This window comes from Krasilnikovia cinnamomea, assembly GCF_004217545.1.
Classification (GTDB): domain Bacteria; phylum Actinomycetota; class Actinomycetes; order Mycobacteriales; family Micromonosporaceae; genus Actinoplanes; species Actinoplanes cinnamomeus.
This window is the reverse complement of sequence record NZ_SHKY01000001.1, coordinates 6,478,643-6,491,897: the sequence shown is the minus strand read 5'-3', so window position 1 is coordinate 6,491,897 and position 13,255 is coordinate 6,478,643. Positions and strand designations below refer to the sequence as shown.

Genomic DNA, 13,255 nt, shown 5'->3' with positions numbered 1-13,255 from the left:
GCATCCCGCCGCCCGATCCGGGGTACGCCCGATACGCGGCCGTCCGGCCGGGGACGGGGGGCGGTGCTGATGCGCACGGTCGACGCGGTGGTCATCGGTGCGGGACACAACGGGCTGGTGGCCGCCAACCTGCTGGTAGACGCCGGATGGGACGTTCTGGTCCTGGAGGCGACGGACGCCGCTGGCGGATCCGTGCGGACCGAGGAGTTGACCGCCCCGGGCTTTCGCCACGACACCTGCAGCGCCTTCTACCCGCTCGGGATGGCCTCGCCGGTCCTGCGCGAGCTCGACCTCGAATCGCACGGGCTGGTCTGGCGCCACGCGCCCGCCGTGCTGGCGCACGTGCTGCCCGACGACCGCTGCGCGCTGCTCAGCCGTGATCCGGCCGAGACGGCCGAATCGCTGGCCGCGTTCGACGCGCACGACGGGCAGGCGTGGCTCGGCGAGGTGGGCCGGTGGCGGCGGGTCGGCGCGCCGCTGCTGGAGGCGATGCTGCGGCCCTTCCCGCCCATGCGCGCGGGCGTCCGGCTACTGCGCGCCCTGGGCGCCGCCGAAGCGCTGCGCTTCTCGCGGATGGCCGTGCAGCCGGTGGACGACTTCGGGCGGGAACGCTTCCGTGGCGCCGGCGGGCAGCTCCTGCTCGCCGGCAACGCCCTGCACACCGACCTGGGCACCGGACAGGCCGGGAGTGCGATCTTCGGGTGGCTGCTGGCCATGCTCGGGCAGAGCGTCGGCTTTCCGGTACCGGCCGGCGGCGGCGGGCAACTGGTCGAGGCGCTGCTTCGTCGGCTGGAGTCCCGTGGCGGAACCGTCGAATACGGCCGCGCGGTCACCCGGATCCTGCATGCCCGCGCCACCGCTGTGGGCGTGCAGGACGTCCACGGCGAACGGGTCCGGGCCCGCCGCGCGGTCCTCGCCGACGTCAGCGCCCCCACCCTCTACGCGGACCTCGTCGGGCTGTCCGGCCTGCCCGCGGCCATGGCCACGGACGTCCGGAGGTTCCAGTGGGACCACGCCACGATCAAGATCGACTGGGCGCTGTCCGGACCGATCCCGTGGACCGCGCCGGACGCCCGCCGCGCTGGCACGATCCACCTCGGCGCCGACATGGCGGGCCTCGCCGAGTACAGCACCGACCTGGCCCGAGACCGGCTGCCCGGACACCCGTTCATCCTGCTCGGCCAGATGACCACGAGCGACCCGAGCCGCTCCCCCGCCGGGACGGAGTCGGTCTGGGCGTACACCCACGTTCCGCAGCGGATGGCCCGCGACACCGGCCGGATGCGGGAGCAGGCGGAGCGGATGGAGGGGGTCATCGAGCGCCGGGCGCCGGGCTTCCGGGCGTCCGTCGTGGCGCGGCACGTCCAACTGCCCGGTGATCTGCAACGGCACAATCCCAGCCTGTTTGGCGGCGCCGTCAACGGCGGCACCGCCGCGCTGCACCAGCAGTTGTTCTTCCGGCCGGTGCCGGGACTGGCCCGGGCGGACACCCCGATCGACCGGCTGTACCTCGCCAGCTCGTCCGCGCATCCGGGCGGCGGGGTGCACGGCGCCCCCGGCGCCAACGCGGCCCGCGCCGCGCTGGCCCGCAACGGCGCCGCCGGACCGGCGTACGCCACGGTCATCGGGGCACTGCACCGCCGCCTGTACGGGTGACGCCGGTCGCTACCGCCACGGGAGTCGCCGGGTGACACCGCGACCCGGTCAGCCGCCGGCCATGGCGCCGACGACGAGGAAGGGCTCCTTGCCGGCCCGCACCTCCTCGGGTAACGGCGTGTCGGGGGGTTCGTTCGACAGGTCCTCCTCGCAGGCGTAGAAGCGGATGAACGCTCGGCGCTGCCCGGTGTCACGATCCCTCATCGTGCCGCGCAGCATCGGGTAGCGGGCCTCCAACTCGTCCAGCACCCGGCGCTGCGTGACCGGATCCGCCACCTCCAGTTGCACCTCGTGGCCGACCTTCGCGAGGATCTTCAGGTGCGCCGGCAGCATGACGCGGATCATGGCAACGCCTGGACTTCCACCGACAGCACGGCGGGCAGGTCACGCACGATCGCGGTCCAGGTGTCGCCCCCGTCGGACGAGCCGTAGACCTGCCCGCCCGTCGTTCCGAAATAGATGCCGCACGGGTCGAGCGTGTCGACCGCCATCGCGTCGCGCAGCACGTTGACGTAGCAGTCGGCCTGGGGCAGGCCGCTGGTCAACGGCTCCCAGTCCTCCCCGCCGACGCGGCTGCGATACACCCGCAGCTTCCCGTCCGGCACGTAGTGCTCGGAGTCACTCTTGATCGGGACGACGTAGACGGTCTCGGGCTCGTGGGCGTGCACCGCGATGGGGAACCCGAAGTCGGTGGGCAGGTTGCCGCTGACCTCGCGCCACGACCCTCCGGCATCGTCGCTGCGCATGACGTCCCAGTGCTTCTGCATGAACAGGACCTCGGGCCGGGACGGGTGCATGGCGATGCGGTGCACGCAGTGCCCCACCTCGGCGTCCTGGTCGGGAATCTGCGCGGAGCGCAGCCCGCGGTTGATCGGCAGCCACGTCGCGCCGCCGTCGTCCGAGCGGAACGCGCCGGCGGCGGAGATGGCGGTGAAGATCCGCTGGCGGTTCGATGGATCAAGAATGATCGTGTGCAGGCACATGCCGCCCGCACCCGGCTGCCACTGCGGCGCGGACGGGTGGGTGCGCAGGCCCGACAGCTCCTGCCAGCTCTGCCCACCGTCGGTCGAGCGGTACAGCGCCGCGTCCTCGCCACCCGCATACACCGTGTCCGGGTCGTCGGGCGCCGGCTCGAAGTGCCAGATGCGCTTGAACTCCCACGGACGCGGCGTCCCGTCATACCAGAGGTGCTCGCCGACGGCACCGTCGTAGCCGAAGTCGTTGCCGACCGGCTCCCACGACTTGCCGCCGTCGTCGGAACGCTGGACGACCTGCCCGAACCAGCCGGAGGACTGCGAGGCCCACAGCCGGTCCGGATCGGCCGGTGAGCCGTTGACGTGGTAGATCTCCCAGCCCCCGAAGTGTGGGGGGCTCACCTTCCAGTCCCGCCTGCTGGCGTCCGCGGTGAGGATGAAGGCGCCCTTGCGGGTGCCCACCAGTATCCGTACCCCGGTCATGTCGCACCTCTATCCCGGCCTGCCGGCCGTGAGTCCGTTGACCACATCGCTGCGAACATCCTCGGCCACCCCTCCGACACTTTTCCGGCTGGCGCGGAATGTCAAACCCAACGGCTTACCCGCGGAGAAGTGGAGAAGCCACGTCGCCCAGGCCGGGTGAGGTGCGGCGTTTCGCTACCGTGTCGTGCGGTCGGGTGCGGTCGCGCCCACCCGCCGCGAAGGAGACAGAGCGTGACAGAGGGCACCGGCTCCCAGCCGCAGATCCGCCCGTCGACCGTGGGATACACGCACCATCTCGAACTCAGCCCCGACGGCCGTTTCCTGCTGAGCACGCACTCCGGAGACCGGGTGCGGGTCTGGGACCTGGCGGCGCGGGCGCCGGTGGCGCAGTGGGTCGATCCGGGCGACCTCGTCTTCGGCACCGAGCCGGCGACCGTCCTCGCGGCGGACGACGCAGTGCTGCGCCGCGTCGACGTGCGCAGCCACCAGGACCGGACCCAGCCGTGGCCGTACCCGCACGGGCACTTCCTGCCCGGTCCGGACGCCACGCAGTGGTACCTGGTCACCGCCACCGGCGCGGCGAGGCAGCTGATCGACGTGGCCACCGGCGCACCGCGGTGCACGCTGTCGGAGCCGGCCGGCACCATCGCCCGCGGCGTGTTGTCGCCGGACGGCCAGTGGCTGGCCACCTACACCTGGCACGGCGGGGACTACGCGGTACGGATCTGGCGCACGGCGGACGGCGCCCAGGTGGGCGAGCTGCCCCAGAAGAGCGCGGTGTACCAGGTGGCGTTCCTGCCCGGCGGGCAACGGTGCGTGGTCGCCGCCGACGACACCACCCGGGTGTGGGACCTGCTCAGTGGCACGGTCGTCACCGGGTTCGACGGCGTGGAGTTCGCGCTGTCGCCGGACGGCACCCGGCTCGCCGTGGCCGGCGAGGAGTCCGGCACCTGGATCCATTCCACGGCGGACTTCGAGCCGCTGGTCGAGCTTCCCGACCACGGTGAGATCGGAGCCCTCGCGTTCACCGTGGACGGACGGTTCCTCGCGACCGGCCGTTCCGACGACTCGATCATCCGCGTCTGGGACGCCGCGACCGGCGACGCCGCATATGAGCTGGGCGGGGTGACCCGCGAGGTACACGCGCTCGCGTTCAGCCCGGACGGGCAGCGGCTGGCGTCCGTCGTCGACGACGGCCACGTACGGATCTGGGCGACGGACACGGGGCGGCTGGTGCACCGGCTGCCCGCGCACACCGGCGCGGTGCAGGCGGTGGCGTACCACCCGGGTGGTGACCTGCTGGCGGTGGCCGACGACGAGACCGTGCGTTTCTGGGACGCGGCGACCGGATCGCCCGCCGGCGAACTGCCGCCCACCGGCGCCGGGACGCTGGCGGTGGCCTACGCGCCGGACGGCGGCCGGCTCGCGACCGCGGGCGACGACGGCGTCCTGCGCATCTGGGACACCGGCACGCGGGAGCCGGTCGCCGAGCTGACCGGCCAGGAGAAACCCATCTGGTACGTGGCGTTCCGCCCGGACGGGCGCCACCTCGTGATCGCCGACGACGAGGAGGTCTGGGCGTGGGACACGGTCACCGGAGCGGTCGCCGACCCGCTCGCTGAGGCGTCGGGCTGGATCGACGCGGTCGGCGTCGCCCCGGACGGCAGCGGCCTCGCGGTCGGCAGCTGCGACGATCACGACGATGCCACGCTGGAGATCTACGGCGCTGCCGGCGAGTTCCCCGCGCAGCCGTACACGAACCGGGTGTGGGCGCTGGCGTACACGCCCGGCGGGGCGCTCGCCGTGGGTGGTGACGACGCCCAGGTGCGGATCTTCCCGGACCCGCTCTCCGAGCAGGACGTGGTGCGGTTGGCAGGTCACACCGGGTTGGTCCGGTCGCTGGCCGTCGATGCGCAGGGGCGGCTGCTGGCCGTCGGCGGCACCGACGGCGCGGTGCACCTGTGGGATGTCGAGCAGCGGCAGCGGCTCGCCGTCCTGGTGGTGCTCGACGACGGCGGTGCGGCCACGCTCCGCGACCTCGACCAGCATGTCGTCGGCGGTACGCCGCACGGCGAGTTCTGGTATCCGCGTCCGGCGCTCTGACCGGCCGGTCACGGCAGGAGCTCGACGTACCCGTCGCTTCCGTGCACGCGGATCCGCTGGCCGTCGGGAATGAGCCGGGTGGCGTCGACGACGCTGACGACGGCCGGCAGGCCGTACTCCCGGGCGATCACGGCGCCGTGGGTCATCAGCCCGCCGACCTCGGTCACCAGTCCCGCGACGGCGACGAACAGGGGCGTCCAGCTCGGGTCCGTGTGGGCCGTGACGAGGATGTCACCCGGTTCGAGATCGGCCTGGGCCATGTCCAGGATGACGCGGGCGCGCCCTTCGACGGTCCCGGCGGAGACGGGCAGGCCGGCCAGGGCTCCGGCCGGCACGTCGTCGCGCCGGTACGCCCCGGCGAGGACCTCGCCGTCCGAGGTCAGCACCCGGGGCGGCGTGAGTGCCTGGTACGACCGGAACTCCTCCCTGCGCCGCCGGATCAGCTCGTCGTCCACCCGGTGGAAGCGCACGACGTCGTGCAGTTCGGCGAACGTGAGGTAGAAGGCGTCCTCCCCGGCGGCGAGCACGCCGGCCCGCACGAGGCGCTCGACCTCGGCGAGCAGGGCCTGCTTGTAGACGAAGTAGCGGCTGACGATGCCGTACTTCGGGTACTCGCGGTAGCCGATGAAGGTCCGGACCCGGTCGATCATCCGCTTCGTCTCGTCGGCCTTCCGCTCGCCGTCCGGCAGGGCCCGCAGCCGTTCGAGCACCTCCCGCTCCTTCTCGCGCGCCTGCCGCCGTCCGTGCGCGAAGCGGCGTGCGGCGGCGCCCGGCTCGAACGTCCGGACGTTGTCGAGCAGCACGGGTACGAGCGTGGTGGGGCGTTCGCGCCAGCGGGGCCTCGTGATGTCGATCTCGCCGACGCAGCGCATGCCGTACCGGTCCAGGTAGGACTCGATGGCGTCGCGCGCCTCGGCCCCGCCCGGGAGCTTCGGCAGTTCGTCCAGGAAGCCGTCGTCGTCGACGGCCCGCAGGAACGCCACCACCTGCGGATGCGGACGGATGACGTCCGCGACGTCGAGCAGTGCCAGTCCCATCTCCGACGTGATGTTGCCGGGCGCGGACAGGGTGAGGGTGTCGGCCGCGTTCCGCTCGCCGAGCCATTCCCCCAGCCGGTCGTTGAGCCACCAGGTGGCCTCCATCCCGGCCATGATCGCCCGCATGCTCACGGGGTCGCCGAGGTCCCGCTTGTGCTCCTCGAAGGCCTCCAGCAGGAAGTCGAACAGCGCCGGTCCGGTCAGCGTCGCGATGTCGCGCCGCAGGGCGGCGATGGACGCCTGGCTGCGCTCGATCAGCTCGGTGACGATGGCCGGATCGGTCTCGATCGGGGCGTACCCGCCGCCGACCGGCGGCCCGCCGTCCGGCAGCGTCGGGACGAAGTCGCCGCGATCGAGGAGGGTCTCCAGCGCGTCCCTGGTCAGCGGATCGCCCCTGCCCACCATCTCCAGGAAGGCCGCGCGGCTGGCCGGTGCGGACAGACGCGCGGTGGCGTCGACGAACAGCCGCCCGCCCGCCTCGTGCATCGGCGCCAGGGCCGTCAGCCGCCACATGGACGCGCCGAGCGGCTTCATGGGGTCGGTCATCATCTGCTGGTGGCCGACGGAGAGGTAGACGCGGTTCTCGCCGTCGCCAGCCGCGGGGATGGGGAAGAGCGTGGTGATCGGCCGGCTCTGCACGATGTGGAAGTCGTCGTCGACCAGGCACCATTCGATGTCCTGCGGGCGGCCGAAGTGCGCCTCGATCCGCCGCCCGAGCCGCACAAGCCTGACGGCCTGCGCATCCGTCAACGCCGGCCGCTCCTGCCGCCGCGCTTCGACCGCCACGTCCCGCGTCCCGCCCGCCGGGACGGCCACCACGGCACGCTGTTTGGCCGCGACCGCCCTGGCGACGACGGCACCGTCGCGCACCGTGAAGACGTCCGGGTTCACCAGGCCGGACACCAGGGCCTCGCCGAGGCCGAAGCTGGCGTCCACCGTGGCGAGCCTCCGGTTGCCGGTGACGGGGTCGGCCGTGAACAGGATGCCGGCCGCGTCCGGGAAGACCATCCGCTGCACCACCACGGCCATGTGGACCTTCCGCTGGTCGAAGCCGTTGCGCAGGCGGTACGTCACGGCCCGTTCGGTGAACAGCGACGCCCAGCACCGGCTGACGTGCCGCAGCACCGCCGCCGGCCCCACGACGTTCAGGTACGTGTCCTGCTGGCCCGCGAAGGAGGCCGTCGGCAGGTCCTCGGCCGTCGCGCTGGACCGCACGGCGTACGCGGTCTGCTCGCCGAGCGGGCCGGTGATGGCCGCCGCCAGATCGCCCGGAACGGCGGTCTCTCCGATGCTCCGGCGGATCTGCGCGCTGAGCGTGCGGATCGCCGCCCGGTCGGCCGGGTCCAGGCGCGACAGCCGATCGAGCCGATCGTCGATCGACGGGGCCTGCGCCAGGATCCGCCGGAAGGCCGCCGTCGTCACGCACCAGCCGGCCGGTACGCGGACGCCGTCGATCCGCGACAGCGCGCCGAGGTGCGCGGCCTTGCCGCCGACGAGGGCGACGTGCGACTCGCCGACCTCGTGAAGTCCCAGTACGTACTGCTCGATCATCTGTGATACCTCCGCGGCAGCCGTGCTCCATCGCACCGCACCGGCCGACCGAGTCGTCGGCGCCACGCGCTGTGTCGGGCGTCCGGCCGCCGATTCTGCGGCACGACCCGCCTCTGGCCGCAAGCCACCCTGCGCGCCAATCGACGTTTGCCGGCCGCCGGTACGGGCACTGCACCGGCATGGACGACTTGGCCTCCGTCACCGCCTGCGAGGATGGCCCCCTGCTGCTGCGCGGCGCGTTCACGCTGCTCACCCAGGACGGCGAGGTCATCGACCCCGGGCGCCGTACGGTCGCGCTGTGCCGCTGTGGGCGTTCGGCGATCAAGCCGTTCTGCGACGGGACGCACAAGGCCGTCGGCTTTCAGGCCCCCAGCGCGCCGACCAGCGAGCGGCCGTGGGAGCGGGACTGATCCCGCAGCGAACTGCGGCCGTCGGCCCACCGCCGCACCAGATGCCCGGCGAAGCGGCCGTCGAGGGCCAGCGCGCAGGCGGCCCCGAACAGCACGAGCGACGTCTGCTCCGCGCGTCGCGATGGCGGCTGCGCGGCGCAGAACGCACCGCACAGGTCGTGCGCGGCGATCTGCTCGTGGACCGCGTCGGCCTCGACGTGCTCGTCGTAGAACCGGGTCGCGTCCGCGCTGCCGCCGAGCCGGCGCAGGCCGTTTCCGTACCGGCGGTTCGGCAGCGACGAGGTCATCTCGAAGACGGCGAGGTGACCCAGGATCGCGGCGAGCAGGCGGCGGTGCAGACCGAACAGCGACATGAGGTTGTTCGTGGCCAGGGTGGCCGCGGGGACCGCGTCGAGGTGGGCGCCGTACCGGGTGTCCAGGCCGAGCTCGCGCATGGTGGTCCGGAACAGTTCGGCGTGCATGCGTTCGGCGCGGCCACCGCCGTACTCGTCGGCCTGGATCTCCACCAGTGCCGCCTTGGGCCGCCCGGCGAGCCGCGGGACAGCCCACGTGTGGGGGTCGGCCTCGCGCAGGTGGTAGATCGAACGGTGCGTGACGAACTCGCGGAACTGGGCGATTGTCGCGCGGCCGGCGAGGTATCTCGACAGTTCGGGCCCGTCGTCGGCCTGGACGAGAGCGGTGAGCGCGCGCGGCACCTCCTGCGGCGGCACCGGCGCCGGGGGTGGCACCAGGCGGCGCAGGGCGGTTTCGAAGCGGGACTCCGCCGCCTGGCGCAGGGCCAGCAGCGACGGCTGCCACTCCCAGCCCTCGTCGACGTCGTCGAAACCGCGGTAGTGCAGTTCGTAGCAGATGTGCAGGGTGAGTTGCAGGTCCTCGTCGTCGAGCGGGTCGCCGGTGGCGCGGGCCATGTCCGCGAGGTGCCCCGGCAGCTCGTGCGGGGCACCGGTCAGGGCTTGCCGGAGGGCGGCCGTCACCGGCCCCCGGGGCTGCGGAAGCTGCATGGTCATCACGTTCCCGCAGCCGCCTCGGTTAACCGCGGAATTCCCGGGCAAATGCGGACCATGTTGTCTGCCACCACCCATGCCCCGCCGCTGCGGGACGCCGCGCTGCGCCGGCTCGGCGCGGCGCTCAAGGCCATCGGGTACGAGTTCACCACCGTCACGCCCGGCACCCACGAGCGCGTCAACCGCCGGCCGGGCAACGCGGAAGGCCACACCCTGTCCGACGTGCTCGGGTGGAGCCGGCCGTTCCGGCCGGGAGCCCTGCCCGAGGACGTCGTGCGGCTGCTCGTGGACGCACACGCGCTGCGGCGCGACGGCGATCTCTGGTACAGCCTGATCCGGGTCTCCAGCTTCGACGGTGAGCTGTTCGTACACTCGGCCTTCCCCGCGGCCGGGCCCGACGCGGTCTTCTTCGGTCCCGACACCTACCGCACGGTCGACGCGGCGCTGGCGCATCTGGCCGCCGCCGGGGCGGCACCGGGGCGGGTCGCCGACGTCGGCACCGGCAGCGGCGCGGTCGCCGTCGCCGTCGCCAGGCGCGTGCCGCAGGCGGAGGTGATCGCCGTCGACATCAACCCCACGGCGTTGCGCTACGCCCGGATCAACGCCGCACTGGCCGGGACCGTGCACGTCGACGTGCGCCGCAGCGACCTGCTGGACGACGTGCCCGGCGACTTCGACCTCATCGTCTCCAACCCACCGTTCATGATCGACCCGGAGGGCCGGGCCTACCGCGACGGCGGCGGCCCGCACGGGCACGACCTGCCGCTGGCCGTGCTCGACACGGCCGCGCGCCGCCTCACACCCGGCGGGTCGCTGGTGCTGTTCAGCGGCACCGGCATCACCGGCGGACGGGACCCGCTGCGGGCTGCCGCCGCGCACCGGCTGGACCGCACCGACCTGCGTTGGACATACCGCGAGGTGGACCCCGACGTCTACAGCGAGAACCTGGACCAGCCCGCCTACGCCCACGCCGACCGGATCGCGCTCAGCGTGCTGACCGCGACCCGCCCACCCGACGACCGATGATGTCGCTCACCGACCCGAGCCCGGCCGAGGCATTCACCCGCCAGATACCGACCGTCGGGGTCGAGGAGGAGTTCCTGCTGCTCGACCCGGAATCCTGGCTGAACGCGCCGCGGAGCGACGCCGCCCGCGCGGCGTTGTCACCGGCCATGCGGGAACGCAGCCGGGCCGAGTTCCGCCGCAGCATGATGGAGATGGTCAGCCCGGTCTGCGCCGACCTGCCGCAACTGCGCCGGCATCTGCTGGACAACCGGGCCGCCGCCGCGGACGCCGCCGCCGCGGTCGGCGCCCGGCTGGTCGCGGTGGGCGCCACGCCCGTGGGCGAACCGGACCGGCGCGTCGTCGACACCCCCAGGTACCACGCGATCGCGGACCACTACGGTCCGATCGCCCACGACCCGGCGGTGTGCGGCTGTCACGTGCACGTCGGCGTGCCCGACCGGGAGCTGGCCATCCAGGTCTGCAACGGGCTGCGGCCGTGGCTGCCGGTCGTGCAGGCGCTCACCGCCAACTCGCCGTTCCACGACGGCGCCGACACCGGCCACGCCAGTTGGCGCGGCATCGCGCTGGATCGCTGGCCCAGCCTCGGCCCGTCGCCCTACCTCGAATCGGCCCAGGACTACGAGCGCACCGTCGGCGAGCTCATCGCCGCCGGAGTCATGTTCGACGCCTCCATGGTGCTGTGGTGGGCGCGTCCCTCGTCGCGATACCCGACGGTGGAGGTACGGGTCAGCGACGTGTGCCCGACCGCCGGCGACGCCGTCCTGGTCGCCGGTCTGGTACGGGCGCTCGTCGCGACCGTCGTCGCCGACATCGCCGCCGGCCGCCCCGCCCCGAGGCTGCCCGACCACCTGCTGCGCGCGGCCCACTGGAACGCCGCCCACACGGCCCTCGACGGCACACTGACCAACCTTCTGCACCGCACCACCCAACCCGCCTGGGAGCTGGTGGACGACCTGATGGCCACCGTCGGCGCGGCGCTCGACCGCCACGGTGACCGGGCCACCGTCACCGCCGGTCTGGTGCACCTGCGCACGCACGGCACCGGCGCCGCCCGGCAGCGCCGCGCGCACGCCCGGGGAGCCGGAGTGTCCGGGGCGCTCGCCGAGCTCGCCGGGGCGACCACCAGCGGCTGAACGACACGGGGAGCGCAGTGATGGCGGAGCGACGGTCGGCCGCGGCGATGATGACCATCGCCACGCTCGACGACCAGCTCGCGTCGTTTGGCGAAGCAGTGGCCGGGTAGCCCAGAGACATGGAAGAACGACCCGAGCAAGCCTGGCGCGACGATCGGGCACTGCCCCTGTCCGACCTGACGCGCGCGATGGCGACGTACTCGCACGACGGACAGGTCGACGACGTCACCGGCGGTGAAGCCGGGGCGGAGGAGGAGTTCGGGCACGGCCCGCGCCCGATCGAGACGGCGGCTGACCAAGCCGCCGCCGAGGATGAGCCACACCCGGATCGGGCCTCCGGGAGCGACCGGCTTCGCCCGTCGCCCGACGGTTCGTCGCCGTCCGGGCGCAGTGGGCCCACCTAGCCGGCGCGGCACACGGGGAGGAGGCGCAAATGATCAGGTTCAGCCTGGATCAGACGGTGGAGGGTTGGAGTTGGCGACTGGTCAGCCGGACCGACTGCGCGGCGGACCTCATCGCCCGTAGCGGGCCACCGACCACGGACCACACCGCGGCGATGGAGGAGCTGGCGTTGCTGGGACACGGCCCCCCGCCGCGCATCGTCGGCAGCGATGACGGTCACTGGAGGTGGCTGCTGTCGGCACCGGACGGGACGATCGCCGCGCAGTGTCCCGCCGTGCATCGCAACCCGCTCGCCTGCCGGGAGGCGTTCACCGACGCCCGCCGCGCGGCGGTTGTCGTACTGCGGCGGCACGGCCACCCGGCGGCATGCCAGGCCTGCGGATGAGCCGTACGTCTGCGCGACGACGGGTCCTGCGGGGAGACTGAGACCTATCCCTTCGGTGTCTGACCGGACCAGAAGGAGGGGATGGAGATGACCGCCTGGACGACCACCGACCGGATCACCGTGCCGGGGGCAGCACTCGACGGTGACCTTGTCCTGCCGGAGCACGCGCACGGGTTGGTGCTGTTCGCCCACGGCAGCGGCAGTTCCCGGCACAGCCGCCGCAACCGCGCGGTGGCCGACGAGCTCAACCGGGGTGGCCTGGCGACGTTGCTGGTCGACCTGCTCACCGCCGAGGAGGAAGAGGCCGACGCACACACCCGGGACCTGCGGTTCGACATCGGGCTGCTGGCCGACCGGCTGATCGGGGTCATCGACTGGGTGCGCGACCAGCCGCCGACGGTCGCGCTGCCGATCGGGCTGTTCGGCGCGAGCACGGGCGCGGCGGCGGCGCTGGTGGCCGCGGCCGCTCGCCGCGACGTGGTTCGCGCGGTGGTGTCCCGGGGCGGCCGTCCCGACCTGGCCGGTCCGGCGCTGCTCCAGGTGGCCGCGCCGACGCTGCTCATCGTCGGTGAACGCGACGCGCAGGTCTGCGACCTCAACGAACAGGCGCGCAACACGATGCTGGTGTCGGCGGAACTGCGGATCATCCCGGCCGCCTCGCATCTGTTCGAGGAGCCCGGCGCCCTTGAGCAGGTCGCCGAGCAGTCCCGGCAGTGGTTCGCCGACCACCTGGAATCGGCGGCCGCGGACCGGGCACGGGAGCACAGCGATGATCTTCGCGGATCGTCCTGAGGCGGGGCGGGCGCTGGCCGACTCGCTCGCCTCGCGGATGCCCGCGTCCGGTCGCTCCGGACGGGTTCTCGTGCTGGCGTTGCCGCACGGCGGGGTACCGGTCGCGGTGCCCGTGGCCGCGCGGCTCGGCGCCGACCTCGACCTCGTCCTCGCCCGCAAGATCGGCGCACCGGGCCAGCCCGCGTAGCGCACCGGGCCAGCCCGAGTTCGGCGTCGGCGCGATCGCCGAGGACGGGCCACTGGTCTTCGACCGCACCGCCCTGCGCGACCTCGAGCTCACCGAGGACGACCATCGGTGC

General features: G+C 73.2%; 13 protein-coding genes. 9 read left to right on the top strand and 4 right to left on the bottom strand.

Features of this window, described 5'->3' with window-relative positions:
• Positions 1–69: 69 nt before the first annotated feature.
• The gene (locus EV385_RS29200) at positions 70–1,656 is read left to right on the top strand and encodes a phytoene desaturase family protein (RefSeq protein WP_207229993.1); all 1,587 of its coding nucleotides are present in this window, start codon (positions 70–72) and stop codon (positions 1,654–1,656) included.
• 48 nt (positions 1,657–1,704) lie between these two features.
• On the opposite strand, the gene EV385_RS29195 is transcribed toward EV385_RS29200, so the two are convergent.
• Together EV385_RS29195 and EV385_RS29190 are read right to left on the bottom strand one after the other, a co-directional pair.
• Positions 1,705–2,001 (bottom strand): MoaD/ThiS family protein, encoded by a 297-nt coding sequence (locus EV385_RS29195; RefSeq protein ID WP_130512377.1) that lies wholly within the window; start codon positions 1,999–2,001, stop codon positions 1,705–1,707.
• Positions 1,998–3,113, bottom strand: a complete 1,116-nt coding sequence (locus EV385_RS29190) for a WD40/YVTN/BNR-like repeat-containing protein (protein ID WP_130512376.1) — start codon at positions 3,111–3,113, stop codon at positions 1,998–2,000. The genes EV385_RS29195 and EV385_RS29190 overlap by 4 nt, the downstream gene beginning before the upstream one ends.
• A gap of 231 nt (positions 3,114–3,344) precedes the next feature.
• Here EV385_RS29190 and EV385_RS29185 point away from each other — a divergent pair, with 231 nt between their 5' ends.
• Entirely contained in the window at positions 3,345–5,216 is a 1,872-nt protein-coding gene (locus EV385_RS29185; RefSeq protein ID WP_165449645.1) for a WD40 repeat domain-containing protein, read from the top strand.
• Positions 5,217–5,224: 8 nt separating this feature from the next.
• Here EV385_RS29185 and rph read toward each other — a convergent pair whose 3' ends face one another.
• Positions 5,225–7,804, bottom strand: coding sequence for a rifamycin-inactivating phosphotransferase (gene rph / locus EV385_RS29180; protein ID WP_130512374.1), 2,580 nt, complete (start codon positions 7,802–7,804; stop codon positions 5,225–5,227).
• A gap of 179 nt (positions 7,805–7,983) precedes the next feature.
• Here rph and EV385_RS29175 point away from each other — a divergent pair, with 179 nt between their 5' ends.
• The gene (locus EV385_RS29175) at positions 7,984–8,214 is read left to right on the top strand and encodes a CDGSH iron-sulfur domain-containing protein (protein WP_130512373.1); all 231 of its coding nucleotides are present in this window, start codon (positions 7,984–7,986) and stop codon (positions 8,212–8,214) included.
• Here EV385_RS29175 and EV385_RS29170 read toward each other — a convergent pair.
• A complete protein-coding gene (locus tag EV385_RS29170) occupies positions 8,166–9,215 on the bottom strand; it encodes an iron-containing redox enzyme family protein (RefSeq protein WP_130512372.1) in 1,050 nt (349 codons plus the stop codon). The genes EV385_RS29175 and EV385_RS29170 overlap by 49 nt on opposite strands.
• A gap of 60 nt (positions 9,216–9,275) precedes the next feature.
• On the opposite strand from EV385_RS29170, the gene EV385_RS29165 reads away from it, so the two are divergent.
• The 6 genes from EV385_RS29165 (at position 9,276) to EV385_RS29140 (ending at position 13,143) form a co-directional block, all read left to right on the top strand.
• Complete coding sequence (locus EV385_RS29165) at positions 9,276–10,244, top strand: methyltransferase (protein WP_130512371.1); 969 nt, start codon at positions 9,276–9,278, stop codon at positions 10,242–10,244.
• Positions 10,244–11,377 carry a carboxylate-amine ligase gene (locus EV385_RS29160; RefSeq protein WP_130513627.1) on the top strand — a complete coding sequence of 378 codons (1,134 nt, stop codon included), beginning with the start codon at positions 10,244–10,246 and terminating at the stop codon, positions 11,375–11,377. The genes EV385_RS29165 and EV385_RS29160 overlap by 1 nt, the downstream gene beginning before the upstream one ends.
• 119 nt (positions 11,378–11,496) lie before the next feature.
• A complete protein-coding gene (locus tag EV385_RS29155) occupies positions 11,497–11,781 on the top strand; it encodes a hypothetical protein (RefSeq protein ID WP_130512370.1) in 285 nt (94 codons plus the stop codon).
• A 29-nt stretch (positions 11,782–11,810) separates the two neighbouring features.
• On the top strand, positions 11,811–12,164 hold the full coding sequence (locus EV385_RS29150) for a hypothetical protein (protein WP_130512369.1): 354 nt from the start codon (positions 11,811–11,813) through the stop codon (positions 12,162–12,164).
• A gap of 87 nt (positions 12,165–12,251) precedes the next feature.
• On the top strand, positions 12,252–12,956 hold the full coding sequence (locus EV385_RS29145; protein ID WP_130512368.1) for a dienelactone hydrolase family protein: 705 nt from the start codon (positions 12,252–12,254) through the stop codon (positions 12,954–12,956).
• A complete protein-coding gene (locus tag EV385_RS29140; RefSeq protein WP_207229992.1) occupies positions 12,934–13,143 on the top strand; it encodes a hypothetical protein in 210 nt (69 codons plus the stop codon). The genes EV385_RS29145 and EV385_RS29140 overlap by 23 nt, the downstream gene beginning before the upstream one ends.
• Positions 13,144–13,255 lie beyond the last annotated feature (112 nt).

What these genes read in the sequence shown, in the direction of transcription:
- rph (WP_130512374.1), bottom strand. Translation starts at nt 7,804, where the DNA reads ATGATCGAGCAGTACGTACTGGGACTTCACGAGGTCGGCGAGTCGCAC.
- EV385_RS29190 (WP_130512376.1), bottom strand. Translation starts at nt 3,113, where the DNA reads ATGACCGGGGTACGGATACTGGTGGGCACCCGCAAGGGCGCCTTCATC.
- EV385_RS29160 (WP_130513627.1), top strand. Translation starts at nt 10,244, where the DNA reads ATGTCGCTCACCGACCCGAGCCCGGCCGAGGCATTCACCCGCCAGATA.
- EV385_RS29170 (WP_130512372.1), bottom strand. Translation starts at nt 9,215, where the DNA reads ATGCAGCTTCCGCAGCCCCGGGGGCCGGTGACGGCCGCCCTCCGGCAA.
- EV385_RS29175 (WP_130512373.1), top strand. Translation starts at nt 7,984, where the DNA reads ATGGACGACTTGGCCTCCGTCACCGCCTGCGAGGATGGCCCCCTGCTG.
- EV385_RS29195 (WP_130512377.1), bottom strand. Translation starts at nt 2,001, where the DNA reads ATGATCCGCGTCATGCTGCCGGCGCACCTGAAGATCCTCGCGAAGGTC.
- EV385_RS29145 (WP_130512368.1), top strand. Translation starts at nt 12,252, where the DNA reads ATGACCGCCTGGACGACCACCGACCGGATCACCGTGCCGGGGGCAGCA.
- EV385_RS29140 (WP_207229992.1), top strand. Translation starts at nt 12,934, where the DNA reads ATGATCTTCGCGGATCGTCCTGAGGCGGGGCGGGCGCTGGCCGACTCG.
- EV385_RS29200 (WP_207229993.1), top strand. Translation starts at nt 70, where the DNA reads ATGCGCACGGTCGACGCGGTGGTCATCGGTGCGGGACACAACGGGCTG.
- EV385_RS29165 (WP_130512371.1), top strand. Translation starts at nt 9,276, where the DNA reads ATGTTGTCTGCCACCACCCATGCCCCGCCGCTGCGGGACGCCGCGCTG.
- EV385_RS29150 (WP_130512369.1), top strand. Translation starts at nt 11,811, where the DNA reads ATGATCAGGTTCAGCCTGGATCAGACGGTGGAGGGTTGGAGTTGGCGA.
- EV385_RS29155 (WP_130512370.1), top strand. Translation starts at nt 11,497, where the DNA reads ATGGAAGAACGACCCGAGCAAGCCTGGCGCGACGATCGGGCACTGCCC.